Origin of the sequence: Bacillus sp. FSL H8-0534 (assembly GCF_038005885.1) — a bacterium.
Lineage (GTDB): Bacteria > Bacillota > Bacilli > Bacillales > Bacillaceae_G > Bacillus_A > Bacillus_A pseudomycoides.
The window spans coordinates 1451476-1474854 of record NZ_JBBOUC010000001.1; the positions used below are offsets into that span (position 1 = coordinate 1451476).

22 protein-coding genes, 2 other RNA genes and 2 riboswitches are annotated in these 23379 nt (G+C 36.0%); of the genes, 6 read left to right on the forward strand and 18 right to left on the reverse strand.

Annotated features, from left to right (window positions below):
* The first annotated feature begins 248 nt into the window (after positions 1–248).
* Entirely contained in the window at positions 249–809 is a 561-nt protein-coding gene (locus tag MHH71_RS07600) for an isochorismatase family protein (RefSeq protein WP_006094342.1), read from the forward strand.
* Between the two features lie 51 nt (positions 810–860).
* Here MHH71_RS07600 and MHH71_RS07605 read toward each other — a convergent pair whose 3' ends face one another.
* From MHH71_RS07605 to MHH71_RS07645, 9 genes are all read right to left on the reverse strand, one after another.
* Positions 861–1715 carry a GNAT family N-acetyltransferase gene (locus MHH71_RS07605; protein ID WP_033798775.1) on the reverse strand — a complete coding sequence of 285 codons (855 nt, stop codon included), beginning with the start codon at positions 1713–1715 and terminating at the stop codon, positions 861–863.
* A gap of 217 nt (positions 1716–1932) precedes the next feature.
* Entirely contained in the window at positions 1933–3912 is a 1980-nt protein-coding gene (locus MHH71_RS07610; protein ID WP_006094340.1) for an acetoacetate--CoA ligase, read from the reverse strand.
* A 265-nt stretch (positions 3913–4177) separates the two neighbouring features.
* Positions 4178–4429: a hypothetical protein gene (locus MHH71_RS07615; protein WP_006094339.1), complete on the reverse strand. Its 252-nt coding sequence runs from the start codon at positions 4427–4429 to the stop codon at positions 4178–4180.
* Between the two features lie 111 nt (positions 4430–4540).
* On the reverse strand, positions 4541–4681 hold the full coding sequence (locus tag MHH71_RS07620) for an FbpB family small basic protein (protein WP_006094338.1): 141 nt from the start codon (positions 4679–4681) through the stop codon (positions 4541–4543).
* 247 nt (positions 4682–4928) lie between these two features.
* A complete protein-coding gene (locus MHH71_RS07625) occupies positions 4929–5795 on the reverse strand; it encodes a 5'-3' exonuclease (RefSeq protein WP_006094337.1) in 867 nt (288 codons plus the stop codon).
* A gap of 134 nt (positions 5796–5929) precedes the next feature.
* Complete coding sequence (locus tag MHH71_RS07630; RefSeq protein ID WP_006094336.1) at positions 5930–6661, reverse strand: P-type ATPase; 732 nt, start codon at positions 6659–6661, stop codon at positions 5930–5932.
* A gap of 394 nt (positions 6662–7055) precedes the next feature.
* Positions 7056–7219, reverse strand: a riboswitch (M-box (ykoK) riboswitch).
* 67 nt (positions 7220–7286) lie between these two features.
* Entirely contained in the window at positions 7287–7673 is a 387-nt protein-coding gene (locus MHH71_RS07635) for a DUF350 domain-containing protein (protein ID WP_018764315.1), read from the reverse strand.
* Positions 7670–8902: a glutathionylspermidine synthase family protein gene (locus tag MHH71_RS07640; protein ID WP_006094335.1), complete on the reverse strand. Its 1233-nt coding sequence runs from the start codon at positions 8900–8902 to the stop codon at positions 7670–7672. Before MHH71_RS07640 ends, MHH71_RS07635 begins: the two co-directional genes overlap by 4 nt.
* A 3-nt stretch (positions 8903–8905) precedes the next feature.
* Positions 8906–9217, reverse strand: coding sequence for a hypothetical protein (locus MHH71_RS07645; RefSeq protein WP_006094334.1), 312 nt, complete (start codon positions 9215–9217; stop codon positions 8906–8908).
* An 82-nt stretch (positions 9218–9299) separates the two neighbouring features.
* Here MHH71_RS07645 and MHH71_RS07650 point away from each other — a divergent pair, with 82 nt between their 5' ends.
* Positions 9300–9749 (forward strand): hypothetical protein, encoded by a 450-nt coding sequence (locus tag MHH71_RS07650; RefSeq protein WP_033798774.1) that lies wholly within the window; start codon positions 9300–9302, stop codon positions 9747–9749.
* A 240-nt stretch (positions 9750–9989) separates the two neighbouring features.
* Here the strand turns inward: MHH71_RS07650 and ssrS (MHH71_RS07655) are convergent.
* The 5 genes from ssrS (MHH71_RS07655) to MHH71_RS07675 all read right to left on the reverse strand — a co-directional run bounded on the left by ssrS (MHH71_RS07655) (position 9990) and on the right by MHH71_RS07675 (position 12113).
* Positions 9990–10173: non-coding RNA, 6S RNA (gene ssrS / locus MHH71_RS07655), on the reverse strand.
* A gap of 20 nt (positions 10174–10193) precedes the next feature.
* A non-coding RNA gene (gene ssrS, locus MHH71_RS07660) (6S RNA) lies at positions 10194–10377 on the reverse strand.
* A 115-nt stretch (positions 10378–10492) separates the two neighbouring features.
* Positions 10493–11326, reverse strand: coding sequence for a sulfurtransferase (locus tag MHH71_RS07665; RefSeq protein ID WP_006094333.1), 834 nt, complete (start codon positions 11324–11326; stop codon positions 10493–10495).
* Between the two features lie 2 nt (positions 11327–11328).
* Positions 11329–11601: a DUF2533 family protein gene (locus MHH71_RS07670; RefSeq protein WP_003196439.1), complete on the reverse strand. Its 273-nt coding sequence runs from the start codon at positions 11599–11601 to the stop codon at positions 11329–11331.
* 56 nt (positions 11602–11657) lie between these two features.
* The gene (locus tag MHH71_RS07675; RefSeq protein WP_006094332.1) at positions 11658–12113 is read right to left on the reverse strand and encodes a GNAT family N-acetyltransferase; all 456 of its coding nucleotides are present in this window, start codon (positions 12111–12113) and stop codon (positions 11658–11660) included.
* A gap of 71 nt (positions 12114–12184) precedes the next feature.
* Here MHH71_RS07675 and MHH71_RS07680 point away from each other — a divergent pair, with 71 nt between their 5' ends.
* Positions 12185–12439, forward strand: coding sequence for a DUF3931 domain-containing protein (locus MHH71_RS07680; protein ID WP_000369734.1), 255 nt, complete (start codon positions 12185–12187; stop codon positions 12437–12439).
* A gap of 3 nt (positions 12440–12442) precedes the next feature.
* On the opposite strand, the gene MHH71_RS07685 is transcribed toward MHH71_RS07680, so the two are convergent.
* On the reverse strand, positions 12443–16102 hold the full coding sequence (locus tag MHH71_RS07685; RefSeq protein WP_033798773.1) for a dynamin family protein: 3660 nt from the start codon (positions 16100–16102) through the stop codon (positions 12443–12445).
* A 491-nt stretch (positions 16103–16593) separates the two neighbouring features.
* On the opposite strand from MHH71_RS07685, the gene MHH71_RS07690 reads away from it, so the two are divergent.
* The gene (locus tag MHH71_RS07690; protein ID WP_006094330.1) at positions 16594–17757 is read left to right on the forward strand and encodes a DUF418 domain-containing protein; all 1164 of its coding nucleotides are present in this window, start codon (positions 16594–16596) and stop codon (positions 17755–17757) included.
* A 19-nt stretch (positions 17758–17776) separates the two neighbouring features.
* On the opposite strand, the gene pbuX is transcribed toward MHH71_RS07690, so the two are convergent.
* From pbuX to MHH71_RS07705, 3 genes are all read right to left on the reverse strand, one after another.
* The gene (pbuX, locus tag MHH71_RS07695; RefSeq protein WP_003196428.1) at positions 17777–19099 is read right to left on the reverse strand and encodes a xanthine permease PbuX; all 1323 of its coding nucleotides are present in this window, start codon (positions 19097–19099) and stop codon (positions 17777–17779) included.
* Positions 19100–19101: 2 nt separating this feature from the next.
* Complete coding sequence (locus MHH71_RS07700; RefSeq protein WP_033798772.1) at positions 19102–19695, reverse strand: xanthine phosphoribosyltransferase; 594 nt, start codon at positions 19693–19695, stop codon at positions 19102–19104.
* A 106-nt stretch (positions 19696–19801) separates the two neighbouring features.
* Positions 19802–19903: riboswitch (purine riboswitch) on the reverse strand.
* 125 nt (positions 19904–20028) lie between these two features.
* Positions 20029–20775 carry a type I methionyl aminopeptidase gene (locus MHH71_RS07705; protein WP_029427542.1) on the reverse strand — a complete coding sequence of 249 codons (747 nt, stop codon included), beginning with the start codon at positions 20773–20775 and terminating at the stop codon, positions 20029–20031.
* A gap of 440 nt (positions 20776–21215) precedes the next feature.
* On the opposite strand from MHH71_RS07705, the gene MHH71_RS07715 reads away from it, so the two are divergent.
* Positions 21216–21689 (forward strand): cytochrome c oxidase subunit II, encoded by a 474-nt coding sequence (locus tag MHH71_RS07715; RefSeq protein WP_003196423.1) that lies wholly within the window; start codon positions 21216–21218, stop codon positions 21687–21689.
* Positions 21686–23335, forward strand: coding sequence for a b(o/a)3-type cytochrome-c oxidase subunit 1 (locus MHH71_RS07720; RefSeq protein ID WP_033798771.1), 1650 nt, complete (start codon positions 21686–21688; stop codon positions 23333–23335). The genes MHH71_RS07715 and MHH71_RS07720 overlap by 4 nt, the downstream gene beginning before the upstream one ends.
* Positions 23336–23379: the final 44 nt, after the last annotated feature.

A 23379-nucleotide genomic window follows, 5' to 3' on the forward strand; every position in this document is an offset into this window, starting at 1 on the left:
AATACTTCACTAATTTTCACTTTCTCTCCTTGGTTATATTGTAAGGTATTACATGATGTGAAGATCAATAAAGAAAATGAAATAATTCCCTTATATAAAAAGGATTCATGTACAGCATCACGAAATAAATAAAGTGTAACTTTAATCAACGGGAATTTTCTTTATTCCGTACCTGTCTCTCTATCTATATTCTAAACATCGAGACAAACTTATTACCTACAAATCACGAAATAAAAAGGAGAAATATAATGAAACAAGCTCTATTAATTATTGATGCTCAACAAGAACTTATTGATGGAAACGAGCAAGAATCTGCAGTATTTCATAAAGAGCAATTATTAACGAACATAAATATAGCCATTCAAAAAGCAATTCAATCCAATGCTCTTATTATTTTCGTCAGAGATACTGATGTTGCTTCTGGCATGGGGAAAGGATTTCAAGTACATGAGGAACTCAGAATTCCGCATGCAGCACAAATCATAGACAAACAAGCAACCAATTCATTTTATAACACCTCTTTACACGCCATTTTAAAAGAGAAAGAAATTGTTCATCTCGTTATAGGCGGCTGCAAAACAGAGCATTGTATTGATACTGCCGTTAGAACAGCAACTGTACAGGGATTTGATGTCACTTTAATTAAAAATGGGCATTCCACGAATGATTCTACGATTTTATCAGCCAAAAAAATTATTGAACATCATAATAAAACACTACATGGTCATTATAATGTGGATCATTTTTCTGTTGTTAGAGATGTCGAAGAAGATCTATTTTCCCCTATTCATAATCAATATCGAGAATAGAAAAATCACATTTATAAATTAAAAAGATTCCTTTTAAAAAAGGAATCTTTTTCATCCAAATATCTGTGCAGCAATTCCATATAATTCACCATTTCTTTTCAAAAATCGAGTGCTGTTTTTCAACATAATTGGTGGTTGATTTACCTTTTGAAATCCAACTGTCTCGAGCACTGTCATAAAAAATTCTTTTCCTTCTGGTACATCAATTCTAAGCTTTCCTTTATAATCTTTTGCCAAATGATGAACAATTGTAGTTGCGATATGATCATTCGGCGCGACAATTGATCCTATAATTCTATTTTCTGGAGTTTGTACGCTCATTCCATATCCCACAATATACTTTTCTTTGTCTTTTACAACTATACATTGCTCAGATTGTTCAATTCTTCTCTGTATAAAATTACTTCTATTTACCCCGAAAGCGGCTTCATCTAACTTCACAATCCAATTACTATCTCCCTTATCATAATCCATAAAAATATGTTGCTCATTTCTATCGTAATCTTTAGGAGTTACATACTGATTACATATATACTTTGAAACATGACTAACCACTTGAAAACCTAATCTCTCATATAAAGGTCTTCCTTCTTCTGTAGCAATAAGCATAATCGATGTCTTTTCTGAAACACTTCTTATACAAGCCTCTGTAATTTCCCCTCCAATCCCCTTTCCTTTATACTGAGGATGTACAATAACCATACCAATAGATGCTAGTTTCTCTCCATATAGGATGATAGCTGCACTAGCGATTATTTCACCTTGCTTATTTTTCCCACCATATATAATTCCAGAATTAACAATTGTTTTAATTTCTTCTGAGCTATAATCCCATCCAACTGATTCAGATAAATTTATAAGATGCGGTATATCATTTCCCTGAATTCTCTCTATTGCAATCACTATCTATCCTCCTTCTATATTCCATAAATGAATGTCTCAATACAACTCCTTTGAAACTTTAATCAGTGGGGGTTTTCTTCATCCACCACTGATTATTAGCCCTCACCAATCGTTTTTTTACGGGCAGCCCGATCCCCACCTACCTTCCTCGTTTTTCTTTGAATCTTGAGATGGAGATCTTACTGCCCACGAATAGCAGGATAAATAAGGAAGAACTCTATTATTCTTGCTTATTTATAATTCGTGCTAAATCCATAAAAAAGCTTAATGATTCAGGATTCGCCATGGAACCTTGATTGACTACCTTTTCTGCCGGAAATCCTAATAGAATTTTGCGAATTGGGACTTCTAGTTTTTTTCCACTCAATGTTTTCGGAATTTGCTCTACTACGTAAATTTCGTCAGGGGCAAACCGAGGCGAAACTTTTTGTTTTATTTCAGCTCTTATTGTTTCTTTTAAGTTATCACTCATATTTACTTCAGGTTTTAATACCACAAATAGCGGCATAAATGATCTACGTCCAAGGAGCTCTAAATCCACTACTAAACTCTCTATAATGGCATCCAGGGACTCAACTACACGATAGATTTCGCTCGTCCCTAGACGTACCCCTAGCCGATTGATCGTAGAGTCTGATCGCCCGAAAATGACACAGCTGCCTTTATCATCAAATTTAATCCAATCACCATGTCTCCAAATCCCTGGATACATCTCAAAATAACTTTCAAGATAACGCTTATTATTGTCATCTCCCCATAAATATATAGGCATAGATGGCATTGGAGAAGCTATAACCAACTCCCCAACTTCATTAGTAATCGAATTCCCTTCATCATCAAATGATTGTACGTTTGCACCTAAAGAACGAGTTTGTATTTCACCTGCATAAACAGGCAATATAGGAGAGCCACCAACAAATGCAGTACATACATCAGTTCCTCCACTGGTCGAAACAAGCCATACATCTGTTTTCACATTTTCATATACCCATAAAAACCCTTCCACAGGTAGAGGTGAACCAGTTGAACAAATAGCCTTTAACTTAGAAAAACTGTTTCTTTCTTTCGGCTTAATCCCAAATTTCATACATGCACTTAGGAAACCGGCACTTGTACCAAAGAAAGTCACACCAACTTCTTCGGCAAGATCCCATAATCTATGTATACTAGGATAAGATGGGCTGCCGTCATATAAAACAATTGTACCTCCAGCTAAAAGACCACCCACTAAAAGATTCCACATCATCCACCCTGTCGTTGTAAACCAAAAAAACACATCATCTCGGTTAACACCTTGCTCAACTAATAATGTCTTAAGCTGTTCTAATAATATTCCACCTTGACTTTGTACAATTGGCTTTGGCAACCCTGTCGTTCCAGAAGAAAATAAAATCCAAAGAGGATGATCAAATGGGACCTTTTCGAAAACAAGATCACAATCTCCTCGCAATAGGTCATTCCAATACATTGTACGATTATTCAATTCAGAATCATTACTGCCAACATAAGGGATTAAAACTGTCTGCTTTAAGGTAGGTAGGCTCGATTGAATTTCCGAAACATTTGTTATTCTATTCTGAATTTTACTATTATAGGAATACCCATCGACTGCAAATAAAATTGTCGGTTCAATTTGTTTAAATCGATCAATAACAGTATTTGTCCCGAAATCAGGAGAACAGCTGGACCAAACCGCTCCAATGCTGGCACATGCTAAAAAAGCAATTATAGTTTCAGGAACGTTAGGCATATAAGCCACAACACGGTCTCCTGGTTTAACCCCTAATTCCTTTAGAGAATTGGCCACCATCGCTGTCTTTTCCTGAAGTTCTTTCCAGCTTAATTCTGTTCTCGGAGTGGTTTCTGATTGAAAAATTACTGCCGGTTTATTTTTTCTTGCATTTCGAAAAATATGTTCCGCATAATTTAAAGTAGCACCCGGGAACCATTTTGCCCCGGGCATCTTTCTTGATTCTAAAACTTGATGATACGGTGTAGTAGAAATAACTTCGCAATAATTCCAAATACTTTCCCAGAACGCTTCAAGTTCTTCAACAGACCATTTCCATAGTTCCGTTTGATTTCCAAAAGATAGCCCCTTCTCTTGTTTGAGCCATTTCATGAAAAGACTGACACCTGAGCTTTCTATTTGTTGCTGTGATGGCTCCCATAACAACACACCTTCAGTAATCGCTTTCATTATTATTCCTCCTTAGCTATCAATTTTTTAAAGAAGTAAATAATAACTATATACAGCGTATGCTCTTAAAAAACCTTTTTTCAGAAGGGAGAGTTCGTGATTTAATAAAATGAAACTTTAATCAGGAGGGGACTTCTTCATCCCCACTGATTATTAGCCTTCACCAATCAGGCATTTGCGCGCAGTTAATCCCCCACCTAACTTCTTTGCTTTCGCTGAATTTTGAGGTGGGGGTCTTACTGCCCGCGAATAGCGGGATAACAAATTACTTTATCAATATTCCATTCAATTCTTTCTGAAATATCATAATTTCTAAATCACTTTTTAACATCTTTTCAATATCGTATTTCATAATAAACTCTCTTACCTCTGGTTGAAACATCACAGTGGTATCATATTTATCTTGAAACCACTTTTGTTTTCTTAGTAACTTGAATTTTTTGTTAACGATCCTTTGTTTTTTTGATGGAACAGAAAGAATTAATTGTAACGCCACCTTTTCTATTAACTCACTCATTTCATTCCCCTTCTTTCTCCGTTACAACCCCGCTCTTAAGTATGATCCATATATAAATAAAACCCCTTCGAACCATAAATGAAGGGATTTTACATATTTTTTTTATCTTATTCAGTTACTTGATACACGATATGATACATGCCTTTTTTCGATTTTTTCTTCTATTTCTCTTATATTCTCTTTATCGCTTAATAATAATTGTTTATTCTCTATCAATAATTGTTTAAATGATTTTCGTATTTTTTTTCGCATATTTAATTTCCTCCTTCACTATTACAAATAACTTATCAAAGGATCATTTATATAAAAGATAAGTAATTATCTGTGTAGTTTTATAATAAAAGATTCGTGTGAAATCTATTTGAATTCCAAATGAAAACTAAGTATTTTTTCTGATAACTTTATCGATTAAAAGAAATCACATAAAAAATAACGCCTAATCAAAATATATTTGATCAGACGTTATCTATAGTGGTAAGCAATCTCTCTATCATTGCTTTTACAGCATATTTATAAATATTTCAGGTCTTCCCCAGTTCATTTGGTCGCAAACAAATCGTACTTTCTCTTCATCAATTGTATGCAGTCCTTCTTCTAGCGAGCATGAAATCGGAACTTCACAATGAATTTGTGCTAATTGTAATGATATGTTTAAATTCTCCAAATCATTTTCAATTTTTGTACGCTGTGCTTTTGTTAATGCCGCTATATTTTCTAATACTGCCGCTACGGTTCCGTGTTCTTGAATTAGTTTATATGCCGTCTTTTCGCCAATTCCTTTTACACCTGGATAATTATCACTCGTGTCTCCCATAAACGCTTTGGCATGAACGATTTGCCAAGGTTCTACACCCTTTTCTTCCCTAATCTTCTCTGGCGTATAATACTCATAGTTTCCAATACCCTTACGAAGAAGCATTACCGTAACATTTGTATCAACAAGCTGTAATAAATCTGTATCGCCTGTTAAAATATATACTTCTGCCTCACTAGCGTATTCTTTTGCCAACGTACCAATACAGTCATCAGCCTCATAGCCTTTCAGTCCAATTACAGGAATAAATAACTTCGATGTCATCTCTTGCACGAGATCAAATTGCGGAATCAATTCTTCTGGTGGTGCTGCACGATTTGCTTTATAGTTTGAGAAAGATTCTGTTCGGAATGTCGTACTTCCCATATCCCAGCACGTTACAATATGCGTCGGTTCAATCGCTTGTGCCGCTGTTAATAAATGTTTCATATAACCATGAATCCCGTTTGTTGGGGTACCATCTTGTCGTTTCATAAATTGGCCATAAACACTTGTTGCGTAAAAAGCACGAAATAATAGTGCCATGCCATCAACTAACAATACTTTTTTCATAATTCCTCTCCTACTAACAAAAAATAATAACCTCACGTTATCACGTAAGGTTATATAAATAGATTACCATTCTACGTTTCTGTTCAACTTTATCTATTATACAATGTTTTCATATATTTAGCACCATTAATAGTTTAACATGTTTGACTACAGCATGTATGAAGCAATCCAGAATACGTGTTTTTACCTGTTGAAACGACCACAGCCTTCGCAGTTCCATTTACAACATGTGTGCCTTTAAAACATACATTTTCAAGTTGAAGTGGATTGTAATCTTTCATTCGTTTTAACGGAATAAAACGTTTGCGTTCAAGATGATAACAGCTTTCAAATTTCTCTACATTCGTTTCTTTCCCTGTTAGCACCGATTCATTTACTAACAAATCCTCTGCAAAAATAATACGTACATCAGCTGGAACTGTATCACCTGCTGAAAGAAAAATCATATCCCCGGGAACTAGCTCCTCAACTGGAAGTTTCATTATTTTTGATTCGCTATTCATCTCTGCAGTTGTACATCCTTCTATCCTAGAAACAGTAACCATTACAATCTCACACTGATTTTGATTATGAACACGTTGCTTTGTAAATCCAGGGAGCATTTCACATAATTTCATCATTACATCAAAAAGAATTGCTCTTTTTGAAGGTAATTCATTTTTCCCGTACACATGCATGCGTTTCTGCGCTTCTTTAATAGAAAGACCATCTCTTGTCGTTTTAAAATAAGCAAATACAGACTTTACATCTCTTGTTGCAATTTCAATTAACAAGTCTTTATTTTGTTTTAACATAGATTGCTCTTTCATCATTCTTTTACTTTGTTTATGAGACATGTTACCCACAAGTTTATTTACATATAACATATTATCGTCTCCTCCTTTACAACATAGGAAGAAACGCTTTGTTTCTCAATTTATCTCACTTTAACAATGGATATCCCTAAACTCAGTTAAAGTGTCTACGCTCAACTCATAATTATTTCAGCACATAACTATAAGCTGACCGCTATTTTAGTGATAAATTATAGAGGGAGGAACAAGTCGTTTCCTGCCTACATCATATATTTTTGTTTTGCAGTATATGGGTAACGGAACCGAGTCAGAATTTGACATGCTCCTCACCTCCTCTTTCATTTGTTAGTCAGTATTTATACTATGGAAATGGTCATAGTTTGTTAATAAAAAGACCTTTACTCATAAGCGAGTAAAGGTCATTACATACATAAATAAGCGATTCCTAATCAACATAGAAATCTGCGAACCTCTCCCTCGCCGAGTTTTAGCACTGTATAGCATAGGTACATTACCAGCTACGTTAAGAAAAACCTTAATTCGATCATTCCTGTTGACCCATTGGCGTCTCTCGACATTTTTGGGCAGTAGCATTTCTCTATACAGGAGCCTCACCTAACAGAGACTTATTTTTTTATTACATAGAAAATGTTACTCCTATTTAAAATAGATGTCAACACCTTCAGTTCAAGGTTTTTCAATACGTTAAACACCCAGCAATCACGATTCCGATGGAAATTGATAAAAACATAAGGAAAAGTCCGACGGCCTGATTATCTTCTTCGATGCTTTGATTGATATTAAAACGCGGTGTGAGCCATTCAGCTAAATAAAACACAATAATCTGTGCTAAAATTCCAATCGCTCCCCATAAAACCATATCCAAAAATGAAATAGAATTAGCTGCGGTCGAATACAAAACAATAGCAAGACCAAGAAGTCTTCCTCCAAGTGCATAACTTGCTGCTTTATTACCTTTCGCCATTAACGAAAATTCCTTGACTTTCGTTGTCACTTCCATAAGAAACAGACCGATACATAAAAGACCGATTGAAATCGCTAAATAAAGTAAGAAATTTATCATTTATAATCCTCCTTTTTAATTCCTACAGGTAAATAATAAGATTCATTCCCCGTAATTTTTTCACCGGCACGTATACCGATACTACTTGGTTTTCCTGCAATTAAAAACGATCCAAACACATACGACAGCTCCTCGTTTCCCCTTTCAGTCTCAAGTGAAACAACTGGAAGCTTTATATATTTTTGAAATACAGGAAGTTCTTTTTTATACGTTTGATATGAATTTTGATTAACAATATTGGTGTCTTTGTCACGAATTGTAACCGTGTCACCTTCTCTACCGAACGAAGGCTTTTGAACAAAAGAACTTTTCCCTAAAAAAGGATCCTGTTCTAGGTAAGTAGGGAGCATATATTTTTTTATCCATTGTCGTTCCTCATTTGTATAAAAAGCGCCCGCCTCGGCCAATCCCCAAATCAGGCATTGAATCGATTTTGGCTGAAGCAGAAAGGATGAGATAGGATTTATAATAAAGAGCTTTCCTTCCTTTACAAGTTGCAGTAGCTCAATCCCTACAAGATCTCCGGTTTTGGGATCCCTGTCCTCAACCAAGTCTTCAATAGGATATGTCTGACGATACAAAATATCAATTGGCACACCGTCTCTGTCGACCAAAGCATCGTCAGTAATTCTGAGTTCTGGCATTGACATCATTTTGTTTTTAACCTGACATAGCTGACTCAAATACGCAGTCGTATTCCAATCCTCTATATTTTCATGATGGGCTGTGAAGACAACGTTTGGACTTTCTATTCCCTTAGCAGCCTCCATCACAGCTTTTGTGATACCAGAAGAGAGAAGACGTTCCTGATTCTTATTCGGATCATGATAATCTAATTCTTTACAAACCACTCCATTCATTTGAAAGCATTCCACCATAAAAGTTGGAGTATCACTATTAAACTCAAGCATTTTGATACCACTATCCTTCAAAACAAAATCAAACCGTGAAATAATAGATTCAGGAAACAGAGATTTCATTCTAATAAAAGGCAAACTTGAAGATGGAAAACCAAATTCAAGAAGCTGAGCGTCAGACAAGGTCCGAAGAAGCCTAGCAGTCTTAAAAAATACTTTCCCCATTCTTTCTGTTGCTAATTGCAAATCTTGGATTGTTTGTTCTGTTATTTCAAAAACATGAAAAAGGCTATACTCACTCCCGTATAAGTCAGACCAAAAGTGAGGGAACCTTGAATAAAATTCACTTCGTTTCTTTATGTAAAGCGACATAATTTAACCTCCGAATCCACCCTTTGAACCGCTTCCAATTCCCCCTTTAAAATTGGACGAAGCTTGGTAGGACTTAAATTCAGATGAATTTTTGAAGATGGATTTATTTTGATAGTATGTACTACCGTAATAATAATGCCCATGATAACTTGAACGGTTGTCATCGCATCGCCACACACCAAGTTCATCATCCCAATCCCAATCAGCACAACTCTTATCCTTCGGTTTTGGAGGGAGATCTTCTGTACATCCAGATAAAGTGCTAGTCATTAAAGAAGTAAGAACACCTGTTACTAACCATTTGGTTTTTGTCACTTTCCAACGCTCCTTTGTATATTATTTTTTTATTATAATAGAATTCATGATAAAATAGAAGAAAAAGGAAGAGGGAGTACAATTGCGGTTAGAATATCGACTCAATGCTGAAGCGAAACAATACCCTGCCCTATGGAGCTACGCGAACATTCCTGTTTCCGAAACCGTCGCAAGGATGACTTGTGAGTATTTCATTAAAGAAGGAGATACATATGTCGTAACAGCGACCGCGATGGATCCTGATGGAACAGCAGTATTATATGTCCAAAAAGAAGCGTTCTTCGATGATCCTTCAGAGCCTACATATTCCCATATAGGTTTTGAGATTAGAGAACTACAAGAGGCAAATTCAATTTTAATAGAAAGTAAAGATGTATGGAACCATGACGAGATTTTAACGTATCTCCATTCAGATATTTTGTACGTTCAAAAAGACGGAATATTTATGGAACTCGCCTTAGATTCCAGAGAGATTGATGAAGACCGAAAGTGCTATGTTTATTATGGAAATTTTACAGGTGGGCACAGATAAAGTGAAACTTTAATCAGTGGGGGTTTTCTTCATCCCTCACTGATTATTAGTTGAACGAATCGGGCTTTTACGGACAGTTAATGCGGGGTAACAATCAAATGAAACTCCCATAATTGGGAGTTTCATTTGATTTCTAATATTTTTATGCTCTCCACACAATGAAATTCTAATCATTTCCATAGTCCCGATAAAAGGTTCCTAAAACAAAAAAACCTTACGTATAAAACGTAAGGTTTTTTATATAGCCCCACACATGCCGTTCTCTCTAGATGTCCATAAACCTGCTCTCACAGGTGGATGTTCTCATAAATGCTTTCAGCTTCCTTCTTAAAAAGATGGCATGCTGTTTACATTTAAATATTGAACTTCCGTATTATACTTATTGGTTTAAGACATACATAAGCTACGTACACCGTAGGAATTTTATATAATGTTAGTTAAAATAAGACCCCCGCACGTGCCGTCCCTCGTAAATGTCCAAAAACCCGCTACTCGCAGGTGGATGCCCTCACAGCTACCGTACATCTTCCTCCACATGGAAGGCTTGATGATGGTCGCTAAATGTTGAGCTTCCGTATAACTAACATCGGTTTTAGACATAAATAAGTTACGTACACCGCAGGATGCTTTATTTACTTGTCGTTATCTTATCACATTGCATGCAATGTGTAAAATGTAATATTTTGAAGCAAATTCTTGCTTGTGACCTTATTTTAATACAAAATATTTTTGCACGCAAGAGGTTACTGTCCTTCTTTTACAATTTGGTTTTCTGGATAAGAAATCCAATCACTCCAGCTTCCAGCATATAACTTCACGTTACGAAAACCAGCTGTTTGTAACGCTAATACATTCGGGCATGCTGTTACACCAGATCCGCAATAGACGATTGTTTCCTTCTCTTTACTAAGATAGCGGAAACGATCTTCTTGTTCCTCTTTATCTTTGAACTGACCTTCCGATGTGATTCCATCTTTCCAAAAATAATTTTCTGCTGTTGGAATGTGACCAGCTTTAGGATCAACAGATTCTTCAGCGCCAGCATAACGTTTTGGCTCTCTCGAATCAATTAACGTAACATCTGCATTTGTACGAATTTTTTCTTTCACATCTTTCATCGTTACAAGCATGTTGTCTTGCACATTCGGTATGAATTTTTTCCGTTCAATGGTTGGAACTTCAGCTGTTGTAGATAAATTTTGGTCTTTCCAAGCAGGAAACCCACCATTTAACACATATGCTTTTTGATGTCCTACATATGTTAATAGCCACCATAGACGCGAAGCCATTGCACCAGCTTGACTATCATATGCAACCACTGTCGTATTTTCATCAATACCAGCCTGAGAAAGCTTTTCGGCAAAATTCTCAAGACTTGGGAGTGGATGACGACCACCATGCTCCGTAACAGCGCTTGATAAATCAAGATTTAAGTCAAAATATAATGCATGGGGAATATGTTCTTTTTCATACTGCTTTCGTCCCCAATTTGAATCAGCTAAGTCAAAACGACAATCGACTACACGGACATGTTCATCTTCTATGTGATCACGTAACCATTCGACTGTAACAATCATGCTTAACGACCTTCTTTCTCTTGCAGACGACCTACATACTCCATAACCATATCTTCTGTTACAATTTTACGTTGCGGTGCAACACCTCGTTTAGCAAGAGCATTGATTTGCTTCGTTACCATATTAATTGCATCTACTGAGAAATGTTTTCCATTTGACGCAAGTGCTACTGCAGCTTCAATTGCCGCTTCACGCTGTGCTTCTAACTGTAAAAATGTTGTCACAATTTCATTTTGTTTACGAGAATGTGCTGTAATTGCTTTATGTACTTCCATCTTCTCTTCCCCCTAAATAATTTATACTTTCTCGCCAATTCTTCATAAGAAAATGACTAGAGTTCTATTGTAAGCCGAATCATATCTCGGCATACAATCCCATTTTCAATAATCTCTTCTTCATAATGCTTCGAAAAGTAATCAAAATCAATAGAAAAAATACGAAAACCACATTTTTGATAGAAAGCAAGCTGTGAAATACTAGAATTCCCTGTCCCTACCTCAAGGTTATGCATGTGTTTTTCTTTGGCAGTTGCAATTGCATGCTGTAATAACTGTTTTCCAAGTCCTTGCCCTTGTATTTCTTCTGAAACAGCGATATTCATAATTTCCATTGTTTGCGGTCTTGTTTCAAGTAATACATATACGCCTATAACATCTTCTTCATATTTCGCAATATATAAAAGACCTCTCTTCAAATATGAATTAATTTGCCTCTCACTGGGATCAGCAAGCAACAATAATGACATCGGCGCCTTATCTTGCGAAATACGTTCCATGACAATTTTCATGAAATTTCCCCTTTCTCTCTTGTTCTAAACCCTCCTTGTCTACCATAAGTAATACAAAGGAGGGATTCACCATGGACAACAATGAGAAAAAATGCAACGTCATCTCGATTGATGGAAAGAAAAAGAAAAACGGAACATATTCCCACCCAAAATTAGTTGTAGATGGAAAAACATATGAGTTTTCTTCATTCGTCTTATGCGGTGAAACACCAGATGGCAGACGGTTAGTTCTGACTCATATGATTTCTACAGATGAATTTGCAGGATTCGTAAAATCTCTGGATGCTGTATTACAAAAGAAAATTGAACGAATCTTTTTTTCATAGAGCTTATAAAATATGAATTTCTTTTTCGATTGCTGCTAACTGTTTCTGTAATTGTTCCTTACTTTGTTCATATAGCGACACATCAATTGTCTCTGCTAAAGCGAATAATACACTTGCATAATATTGCTTAACATCTTCCTGCATCACTTTTTTGAATAAGTCCCATTTCAATTCCCATTCTTGTTTATAATGCTGGATAAATATCTCTTCTTCATCAGCTACATATTGGGATACGACAGGCTCAAGTGATTCCTTCGTATCTTCCTGCATTGTTGCTTTATCATTTTTTTCAAAGAAACTTTTCTCATTTTTGAAATGAGATAATGCCTTTTTAAAATGCTTTATTTCTATAGAAGGAAACGGCTCTTTATGCGTAATAACTTGGTATTCATAATCTGCTGTCCCATTCATAGAAATAGATTCGTTTTCCAACTTACATTTCACTGCAATTTCATCTTTTGCACGTTGCATCGCTTCATCCATCCATTTTTCAAGACGTAGTGACGTTGCTCGCATTTCCTGTAATAAATCATGTTGGATAAAGGCTACAAGTTCCATGAGACATTCTTGCAACTTAATTTTCACATTTCCATCTGTTCGAAGGGATGCTGGGTTAATAAATTCAGTAAACACATCGTTATAACGTAAAAATAGACGTTGCTGCACATAATATAACAGTTCTTTCACTTCATTTTGCATCGCTTGCTCTTCTGCAAGTACACTATACGATGAAATAATATGAAGTAGCTGCTCACGTTCTGCTTCATATTTTTTTATTTGTTTTTCTTTCTCATCGTTCCCTTGCTTTGCTCCTTGTATCATATTTACAAGAAGCTGCTCAGCACTTTGCAATGCGCTATATAAAGAATGGACAGATACGAGCATTAAATCACGCATCATAAAGGATGTAAATGATTCTTCAAACTTTGTAATCCCCGAATTTTTCAAGATACCATACTTTTCTTTTGCAATACTCTTTCCTTGTTTCTCCTCAAGTGCACATAAGCTCGAAATTGCAAATAGACGTGGATTTCGGATACCGTATTGCAGGAGCTGGTCTGCTATATAGCCTTTTACCATTTCAAGTTCATCCTCAGACTGAGCTAAATCCGCTGCGTTAATTAAAAAGAACATTTTATCAAGCGCAAATGTATCTTTGACACGGCCAAGTTGAATTAAAAATTCACGATCCGCCCTTGAAAAGACATGATTGTAGTATGTTACAAATAAAATCGCATCAGCGTTTTTAATATATTGGAATGCAACGTCTGTATGTCGAGCATTAATAGAATCTGCTCCTGGTGTATCAACAAGTGCAACGCCTTGTCTCGTTAAAGCACAATCATAGTATAATTCCATATATTCAACAAAACATGATTTCTCTTCATTCGCTACATAATCAGAGAATTCCTCTAACGTAACTTGCACTTGTTCTCCCAAATGATTAGAAACTGCTTGATATCCCCTCTGCACTGCACGTAAAAAACTAAACGTTGTTTTCTGCTTTCCACTTGGTGACGGGTATTGTAGGATTGTATCTATTTGTAATAACGCTTCTTCAAATGTCTTTATTTCATAATGAAACAATTTATAAACTGCTTTCATATCTTCTAATAGCGCCTGCTTCGATTTAAACTGAACAATTACTGTGCCGTGAGGTTTGTCTTCTGTAATCGGTAAAATCTGATTAATCGTCGCCGTTGTTGGATTTGGTGATACCGGGAGTACATTCGCACCAAGCAATGCATTTGCAAATGATGATTTCCCTGCACTAAAAGCTCCAAATAACGCTACTGTAAATTGCTTTGTTTCAACACGTTTTCTTTTCCCGACAACTTCTTGATGCAAATGTTTAAGTGTAGGAAGAGTTTCTAATATTGTTTCCGCATCTTTTACTTGTTCTAATATACGATGAATATTTAATGTTGCTGTTGTTTTTACATTTTCTTCCTTATACGAAATACTATCACTTTGTACCTCTTGTTCTTGTAATGTAAACTTCTCATTTACAACCTGTTTCTTCCCTTGTAATACTTTTTCTACTTGCAATTCATTTGGCACCGGTACATGATCGCTCCAAATACCTTGTAAGTAATTCTCGTATTTATCATACGCCTCAATATATTGTAATTTTGTTTCTTTTGCTGTCTGTAACATAGTATATTGCTCAATTTCTTGTTCAATATGAGCAATCTCTTTCTCCATCTTTTTCCGTAAAACGCCCGTGCTTTGCTCAAAAATTTGCTGTGCTTTCATAAAGTAGCGTTTCTTCAGCTCATTCGCAACATCCGCTGTATAAAGAAGCAAGTAATCTCCTGTAAACCCTGCACCTTGTTTAATGGTTTCTGCTAATAATTCTGGACCAAAAGAAATTCGCAGTGCATATATGTCTTTTCCGACTTCTTCTGTAAACATCCCTTCATCTTTTAAGAAAGCCACAATAAACTCTTTCACATGAAAATCAATCTGTGTTTCAACGGTCTTCCCTAGTGCTGAATAAAATGCATCTAAACGCCGCTGTTTTTCTTGCTCTGTTTTTCCTTTTGCAAATAGCAAACCAACTTTAAACTTCGTTAGCTTCGTTTCTAAATATTGATTTGCTAACTCTCTCATTTCAAATGGCATTAAGTAAGCATTGTCTAATATTGCTTGCAATCCTTTTATAAATTCATTTTTCACGTCCGATTCTTTACTAGCCACACGTCGTTTATTTTCAATAAGCTCTTCTTTCTTTTCCATTACGTCTGTAAGCGATAGAGGTGATGCTAATTCTTTTTGGTAGGGCATTAATTGTTTTTCATTTTCTGCAAGAATAAATGAAAAATGTTCTTGTAATAAATATGCCGTTTCTCTTTCCATACCATTGCCCACATACTGCTCACGCTCTTTCATAATCGAAGAAAGTAATTTCTCTAATCTTTGTATTTCATTATATGGATGGTTCATCATTCGTAAAGAAGTATAAAAAATACCATCTACTTCAATATCCCAGTTAGAAAACGATTGACTCACACTTTGCCTATAATCTTCAAATGATAGCTCATTTTCTTTATGCTTATCGATTTGATTGATAACAAGATAAACTGTTTTATTACGCTGCTTTAATTCTTTCACAAACTGCAAATTCACTTCTGACTGAACATGGTTATAATCCATCATGTAAAAAATAACATCCGCAAGATGGAGTGTTGATTCTGTTGCTAATTGATGCGCATCATCTGTTGAATCAATTCCAGGTGTATCAACGAGCATAACACCATCAGGAATTGGCGCATCATTTCGATAAATATGAACGCCAATTATTTCATCACCATTTTTACAAAGCTGTTTCAATTCTTCCGCCGAGTATGCACCATCATATTCATAATGCTCTCCAGATTTCACTGTCACAACAACACGGTCCTGTCCCTTTTCAATTTTAACAACGTTCGCGCTTGTCGGAATCGGACTTGTTGGTAATAACTGCGCTTTATATAAGTGATTCATCATTGTCGATTTTCCAGCAGAAAAGTGACCGCAAAAAGCAATCATAAGCTGTTCTTGCTTATATTTTTGAATCACTTCAAACAACTTCAAACTATTTTCCGTATCACCATGCTTCTGCCATTCTTCATAAAAACAAACAAGCTTTTTCATACTGTTTGTCTGTACTATGTTTGTCATCCCCTTGTTCCCCTTTATTCCAAGATGTATATACCCTACTATCATACTAAATTTTCAGGATATTCTCATTAAAAATAAAAAATCCCTTTCATTCTTTTGACAGATGAAAGGGATTCTATGTAAGTTTGTTCATTTTGTTGCTCCGACTCCATTTAACACATATTTTGTAACGACAGCATACACAGCCACCGTTCCTGCAACTAATGCATATACCATATTTAGCACACCAACCTTTTTTTGATAATGATTATCACTTTTGAGTATATTTTATCATTAAAGAGAATCATTATCAATATTAATTTCTAAAAAAGAAGCTCCTTGAAAATAAGGAGCTTCTTTACTACCTGTTTTAAAGGAGTGAAAAACTTGCTGTGCATCCTTATTATATCTCATAACAAACATCTTAACAGTTTCAAAAATTGGAAATCCCCTCTATCTCCTTTTGATAACATTTTGTATAATAAAAGGGCTTTATTCAAAGGAGGAAAATAATGGAACTAAGCGTTTCGAACGGTGAGAGGATTCATTCTATCGATATTATTAGAGGGATTGCTGTATTTGGTATTTTTCTTGTTAACTGGCCTGTTATTGCTGGTGTTGACACTAGTGAAATCACAGGAGGTTATGAAGAAATAGACCGTTATATTCGCCTATTTTATGACATGTTTATTCAAACAAAATTTTATACTATTTTTTCATTTTTGTTTGGACTAGGATTTTACATTTTCATGCAGCGTGCTGAGACAAAAACAGATCATCCAAAAACATTATTTGTTCGTCGTCTCCTCATCTTATTATTATTCGGCTTCATGCATTATGTCCTTTTATGGGATGGGGATATTTTACATAGCTATGCAATTGCAGGATTTTTCTTATTTTTATTTTATAAAAGAAAGCCTCGTACTGTTTTAATATGTGCTTTAGTTCTATTAGGACTTTTCCAGTTTTTCATGCTACTAATGAGTTTACTCCTTATGTTTATGCCAATAGAAGAATTAAGAACTTCCCACCCCATTATGCCTTTAGAAAATTTGGGAGTACAAGTGCAAGATCGCTTTACAGATTTTTATTCTGAAGTAATCCAGACAAACCTTTTTATACTTCCAGAAATAGTTGGATTATTCTTGCTCGGCTTATATGCCGGCAAAAACGACATTTTCCGCCGAACGAAGGAACTAGATCCAAAACTAAAAAAGTGGCAAATCATTATGTTCGTTTTAACATTACCTATTTGGTTCTTCATGATTCGCTACTTTGTGGCAAAACAACCATATGAACCAATCTACATGAGAGGTCTTACAATGTTTAGTGGTAAAACTTTATTTATCTTTTATATTTTCACACTTATGCGTTTATTACAAAAGGAACAATGGCAAAAATTATTACAACCTTTCCAATATGTAGGACGGATGGCACTAACCAACTACATTTCACACACAGTAATAACATTGATTGTGTTTGGTCTATTTTTCAAAAATTATTTACCGGTCCCATTATGGGTAGGCCCACTATTTTGCATTGGTTTTTATACACTACAAATCTTTATGAGCCGCTGGTGGCTCTCTCATTATCAATACGGCCCACTCGAATACATTTGGCGCCTTGGCACATATGGAAAAATGATGCCTCTAAAAAAGAAAAGCAAGGTCTCTTAATGAGAACCTTGCTTTTTGTTTATGCTTCTGTTACAGCACTTTGCATTGGAATTTGCTCTTCTTTTGTTTTCGCTTTGCGCTGCGGAATCATATTAAACACAATATTTAAGAGTACAGCTGACGCACTTCCAAGTACAATTCCGTTATCTGTTAAAATACGAATACTTTCTGGAAGCTGAGAGAATAACGTTGGAACGACTGTTACACCAAGGCCAATTCCAACAGAGCATGCTACGATTAATAAATTTTCTTGTTTTGCAAAGTCTACACTACTTAACATTTTAATACCGTATGCCATAACCATCCCAAACATTGCTAGCATGGCACCACCAAGTACTGGCTTTGGAATAATCGTTGTGATAGCTGCAATTTTTGGAATAAAACCAAGAACGATTAACATACCACCGCACGTATAAATAATGACGCGATTTCGTACACCTGTTAATTGAACAAGACCTACGTTTTGCGAATAAGTCGTATATGGAAATGCATTAAAAATACCACCTAAGATCATCGCTAATCCTTCGGCACGATAACCCTTTGTTAGCTCTTTTTCACCAATCTTTTTGTTACATATATCGGATAAAGCGAAATACACGCCAGTTGCTTCCACAATCCCAACACAAGCAACGAGAATCATCGTAATAACCGGCGTTAACTCAAATGTTGGTGTGCCAAAGTAAAACGGTTGAATACCGTGAAACCACTCTGCTTCTCCAACAGCCTGCAAGCTCACCTTTCCCATAAATGCTGCAATAATCGTACCAAATAAAAGACCAAGTAATATAGAAATAGAACGGATAAAACCATCAAAGAAGCGGTACATAATTATAATAAATAGTAAAACACCAAATGCTAACGCTAAGTTTTCTAGACTTCCAAAATCCTTACTTCCAACTCCTCCAGCCATGTCATTAATAGCCGCTGGAACTAATGTAACTCCAATAACTGTAACAACAGAACCCGTTACTACAGGCGGGAACAGTTTCACAAGCTTTCCAAATAATTTTGCAAAAATAACAACGAACAATCCTGCTGCAATAATTGCTCCATATATAGAAGAAACACCGTACTGTTTACCGATGGCGATCATCGGTCCAACTGCTGTAAACGTACAACCAAGTACAACAGGAAGGCCAATTCCAAAAAATCGATTCGATAAAGCTTGTAAAATTGTTGCGACACCACACATTAATAAATCGATGGATACTAAGTATGTTAATTCTCGTTGATTTAAGCCAAGTCCTCCGCCAACAATAAGTGGAACAATTATTGCTCCTGCATACATCGCAAGCATATGTTGCACGCCAAGGGATGCGATTTTAAATGGGTGTTGCTTCATGACTATTTCACCTCCGCAGTCTCATGCTGAACAAATGTAACAGTACCGTTATCAAGTGATGCAATTTCTGCAAGTGATTCTAGACGAACACCGTTCTCACGTAGTTTCTTTCCTCCGTCTTGAAATGCTTTTTCAATAACAATTCCAATCCCAGCAATACTTGCACCGGCTTGCTCTACTAAACTCATTAAGCCTAAAGCAGCCTGACCGTTTGCTAAAAAGTCATCAATGATTAATACACGATCATTTTCATGGATATGATTTCTAGATAATGAAATCTCATTCGTTTCTTGTTTTGTAAATGAGTATACTTTTGCAACATACATATTATCTTGTAACGTTAACGATTTCCGCTTTCTTGCAAAAACCACTTTTACACCAAGCTCTAAACCTGCCATAACCGCTGGTGCAATACCCGAAGATTCAATCGTCACGATTTTCGTAATATTATCTTCCTTAAAACGCTGTGCAAACTCTTTTCCTATTTTCTGCATAAGTACTGGATCAATTTGATGATTTAAAAAGGCATCTACCTTCAACACATCACCAGATAAAACCTTTCCTTCGTTTAAAATCTTTTCTTGTAATACTTTCATGTTTGCTCCCCCTCTTATGCAAATAAAAAACTCCAAAAGCAGCCACCACTCGTTACAAGTGAGAGACGTGCTTTTGGAGCTTGGCAAAAAAGAATGCTAAACCAGCAATATATTCGTCCTCACCCATAGTCAAAGTATTTACGGTACTTCGGTAGAAACTTGCAGGCCATATCCCCGCGATTATATGAGTGTAGCTAACCTATTTATTTTATAGAAGGATTATAACGCACTTTTTTTACTTTGAAAAGCGTTTCTAGAAAAAACACGTACAAATTTTACAAAAACATCTTTTTCGTTCGAGTTTTGAAACCTCTTACATTTCGTATTCTTCTACTAGAGACTCGTTAAAATAACTGGTCCATCCTTTGTAATTGCTATCGTGTGCTCGTATTGCGCTGCCAATTTTCCATCCATCGTACGGGCAGTCCATCCATTTAAATCTACTTTTGAATATCGCATACCTACATTTACAATCGGTTCGATCGTTATTACCATTCCTTCTTGTAATTCTGATCCTTGACCTGACTTTCCAAAATGAAAAATTGCTGGTTCTTCATGGATTTCTTTACCAATTCCATGTCCTGTAAAATCCCTTGCGACAGAAAACCCTTCCGAAGCTACATAACTTTCAATCGCATATCCAATATCACCTACACGATTTCCGATTATCGCTTGCTCAATTCCTTTATATAAAGCATTTTCCGTTACTAGTAATAACTTTTCTGCTTCATTAGAAATATCCCCTATTTTATGAGTCCATGCAGAATCAGCAAGAGCACCATTTAAGTTCACTACCATGTCAATCGTAACAATATCACCTCCCTTTAATGGGTGAGTAGTCGGAAAACCATGACACATTTCATCATTCACAGATGCACATATTGCATATGGATAATTGTTATATCCTTTTTGTTCAGGTGTCGCACCATTCTTTTCTAAATACGTTTCAACAAATGTATTAATTTCCAATGTCGTGATACCTGGTTTTATTATTTTCGCAATTTCTTGATGACACGAAGCTAGTAAATTTCCCGATTCGCGCATCAAATTTATTTCTTTTTTCGTTTTTATTGTACTCATGAAATCTCCCCTCGATAAAAGCTTTCCAAATTTAATCATACACATCCTCCTCAACAATTTCAAAAGAGCATTCATTTCACATTTTTTTCACAAATTAACATTCCAAAACTTGTAAGAATCCGCAACTTTATAAGTTCTCATCATAGACATAGTTTTTATTGTATCAATGAACACTTTTTGAAAGCACATTCGGACGTGATAAAATTATCTAAATTTTTTGTATTATAAAAATGTAAGATTTCATTTATTCAAGGAGGGGTATCATGGGGGAACATAATTTACATCAGACAGAAACTGAAGACACTCAAAAAAGTTCGTTAAAAGGAACTTTAATCTCTGTTTTTTTTTATTGGTTTTTTCATTATTTTCACGTGGTTTAGCGTCTATCAAATTTTTGTTAATCGGCTATAAGATATAGTTCTGAAAAGGGAGATGGAGATATGCACTTACATAAATACGAAAAAATTTGGCTCATTTTCGGTGTCGGCTCACTGTTCGTATTTTTGGCTGTTTTAGGGATTAGTGCTTTTTATATGGGTAACAAACCACCGAGTTGTTTAACTACAATTGACCCAGAAAAGGTTCAAGCGACCGCACCATTTGATCAACCCGGCGTTAAACAAGTTGGAAAAAATCATTATCAAGTGACGATTGTCTCACAAGCTTTTTCTTTTACACCAAATACAATTAAAGTACCAAAAGGTGCAAAAGTAGATTTTGTCGTTGCAACAAAAGATGTTGTACATGGTTTTGAAATCGCAGGGACAAATGTCAACATGATGATTGAACCTGGATATGTAAGTACCGCTTCACAAGTTTTCAAAAAATCTGGAGAGTATTTAATTGTCTGTAATGAATATTGTGGTACTGGCCATCATATGATGAGCGCGAAAGTAGAGGTGACCGACAAATGATTGCACTGCAGGATAAAATAAGCAAACGAGATGCAAAATTAGCAATGGCTCATATTCACATCGCATTTATCGCCCTGTTTTTAGGTGGGTTATGCGGATTACTACAAGTTCTTGTCCGTTCAGGAAAATTCAATTTACCTGCTGGTATTGGTTATTATCAAGTGTTAACGACACACGGTGTTTTACTCGGGCTTGTCTTAACAACGTTCTTTATTATCGGTTTCTTATTTGCTTGTATGAGTAAAACAACTGGTGTCCTCTCAAAAGGTACCCGACAAACAGGCTGGATTGGTTTTTGGCTTATGACAATTGGAACAACAATTACTGCAATTTTTATCCTACTCAATAAAGCTACTGTACTCTATACGTTCTATGCTCCATTAAAAGCACATCCTGGATTTTACATTGGCCTTACCCTTGTTATTGTCGGAAGTTGGTTCAGCGGATTTGCAATGTTTGCTCAGTATCGTACATGGAAAAAACATAACAAAGGAAAAATAGGTCCTCTGTTAAGCTTTATGGCTGTTGTGACAATGACACTATGGCTTGTTGCAACACTTGGTGTAGCGGCAGCAGCACTTATTCAATTTATTCCATGGAGCCTAGGCTTTATTGATAAAATTGACGTCCTGGTCAGCCGAACACTATTTTGGTACTTCGGTCATCCGCTCGTTTATTTTTGGCTCCTTCCTGCCTATATGGCTTGGTATGTCATTATACCGAAAATTATTGGCGGTAAAATTTCCAGTGACTCACTAGCTCGTTTGTCATTCATCTTATTTTTACTATTTTCTATGCCTGTAGGATTCCACCACCAATTAACAGAACCAGGTATTGACCCTGGGTGGAAATACTTACAAGTTGTCTTAACGTTTATGGTTGTCATTCCATCTTTAATAACCGCCTTCTCTTTATTTGCAACCTTTGAACAGTTTGGGCGTTCAAAAGGAGCTACTGGACTATTCGGATGGCTTCGAATGCTCCCATGGGGAGATGCTAGATTTTTCGCTCCATTCGTCGGTATGTTAATGTTTATTCCAGCTGGTGCTAGTGGACTTGTCAATGCAAGTAACCAACTAAACCAGGTCGTTCATAATACTGTATGGATAACTGGGCATTTCCACTTAACATTAGCAACATCTGTTGTATTAACATTTTTCGGAATCGCCTATTGGTTAATTCCACATCTAACAGGACGCGTCATGACAAAGGAAATGAACCAGCTTGCCATGATTCAAACTTGCGTGTGGGCTATCGGTATGTTCTTCATGTCTGCTGGTATGCACTTTGCCGGGTTACTCGGAGCACCTCGGCGTTCTGCTTTTTCTACATATGGAAATTCGCAGCAAGCACTTGAATGGATTCCATATCAAATTGCGCAAGCAGTCGGAGGCGCCATTTTATTCGTTGGCATTGTTATCGCAATTATTATTTATGTGGATCTTGTCTTCTTCGCTCCAAAAGGACAAACGGAATTCCCAATTGGTGAAGTAGCTGATGCATCTGAACGGACACCGATGGTTTTCGATAATTGGAAGCTTTGGATTGGCATTACAGCTCTACTCATTTTATTCGCTTATACCATTCCGTTTATCGATATGATTCAAAATGCTCCGCCCGGTTCAAAAGGGTTTAAATTATGGTAAGTGAAAAGCAGAGGGGATATCCCCTCTGCTTTATTTCGAGAATA

What these genes read in the sequence shown, in the direction of transcription:
- MHH71_RS07640 (WP_006094335.1), bottom strand. Translation starts at nt 8,902, where the DNA reads ATGTCGCTTTACATAAAGAAACGAAGTGAATTTTATTCAAGGTTCCCT.
- MHH71_RS07705 (WP_029427542.1), bottom strand. Translation starts at nt 20,775, where the DNA reads ATGAGTACAATAAAAACGAAAAAAGAAATAAATTTGATGCGCGAATCG.
- MHH71_RS07680 (WP_000369734.1), top strand. Translation starts at nt 12,185, where the DNA reads ATGGACAACAATGAGAAAAAATGCAACGTCATCTCGATTGATGGAAAG.
- MHH71_RS07700 (WP_033798772.1), bottom strand. Translation starts at nt 19,695, where the DNA reads ATGAAAGTATTACAAGAAAAGATTTTAAACGAAGGAAAGGTTTTATCT.
- MHH71_RS07670 (WP_003196439.1), bottom strand. Translation starts at nt 11,601, where the DNA reads ATGGAAGTACATAAAGCAATTACAGCACATTCTCGTAAACAAAATGAA.
- MHH71_RS07715 (WP_003196423.1), top strand. Translation starts at nt 21,216, where the DNA reads ATGCACTTACATAAATACGAAAAAATTTGGCTCATTTTCGGTGTCGGC.
- pbuX (WP_003196428.1), bottom strand. Translation starts at nt 19,099, where the DNA reads ATGAAGCAACACCCATTTAAAATCGCATCCCTTGGCGTGCAACATATG.
- MHH71_RS07625 (WP_006094337.1), bottom strand. Translation starts at nt 5,795, where the DNA reads ATGAAAAAAGTATTGTTAGTTGATGGCATGGCACTATTATTTCGTGCT.
- MHH71_RS07615 (WP_006094339.1), bottom strand. Translation starts at nt 4,429, where the DNA reads ATGAGTGAGTTAATAGAAAAGGTGGCGTTACAATTAATTCTTTCTGTT.
- MHH71_RS07600 (WP_006094342.1), top strand. Translation starts at nt 249, where the DNA reads ATGAAACAAGCTCTATTAATTATTGATGCTCAACAAGAACTTATTGAT.
- MHH71_RS07665 (WP_006094333.1), bottom strand. Translation starts at nt 11,326, where the DNA reads ATGATTGTTACAGTCGAATGGTTACGTGATCACATAGAAGATGAACAT.
- MHH71_RS07720 (WP_033798771.1), top strand. Translation starts at nt 21,686, where the DNA reads ATGATTGCACTGCAGGATAAAATAAGCAAACGAGATGCAAAATTAGCA.
- MHH71_RS07685 (WP_033798773.1), bottom strand. Translation starts at nt 16,102, where the DNA reads ATGACAAACATAGTACAGACAAACAGTATGAAAAAGCTTGTTTGTTTT.
- MHH71_RS07630 (WP_006094336.1), bottom strand. Translation starts at nt 6,661, where the DNA reads ATGTTATATGTAAATAAACTTGTGGGTAACATGTCTCATAAACAAAGT.
- MHH71_RS07635 (WP_018764315.1), bottom strand. Translation starts at nt 7,673, where the DNA reads ATGATAAATTTCTTACTTTATTTAGCGATTTCAATCGGTCTTTTATGT.
- MHH71_RS07690 (WP_006094330.1), top strand. Translation starts at nt 16,594, where the DNA reads ATGGAACTAAGCGTTTCGAACGGTGAGAGGATTCATTCTATCGATATT.
- MHH71_RS07675 (WP_006094332.1), bottom strand. Translation starts at nt 12,113, where the DNA reads ATGAAAATTGTCATGGAACGTATTTCGCAAGATAAGGCGCCGATGTCA.
- MHH71_RS07620 (WP_006094338.1), bottom strand. Translation starts at nt 4,681, where the DNA reads ATGCGAAAAAAAATACGAAAATCATTTAAACAATTATTGATAGAGAAT.
- MHH71_RS07610 (WP_006094340.1), bottom strand. Translation starts at nt 3,912, where the DNA reads ATGAAAGCGATTACTGAAGGTGTGTTGTTATGGGAGCCATCACAGCAA.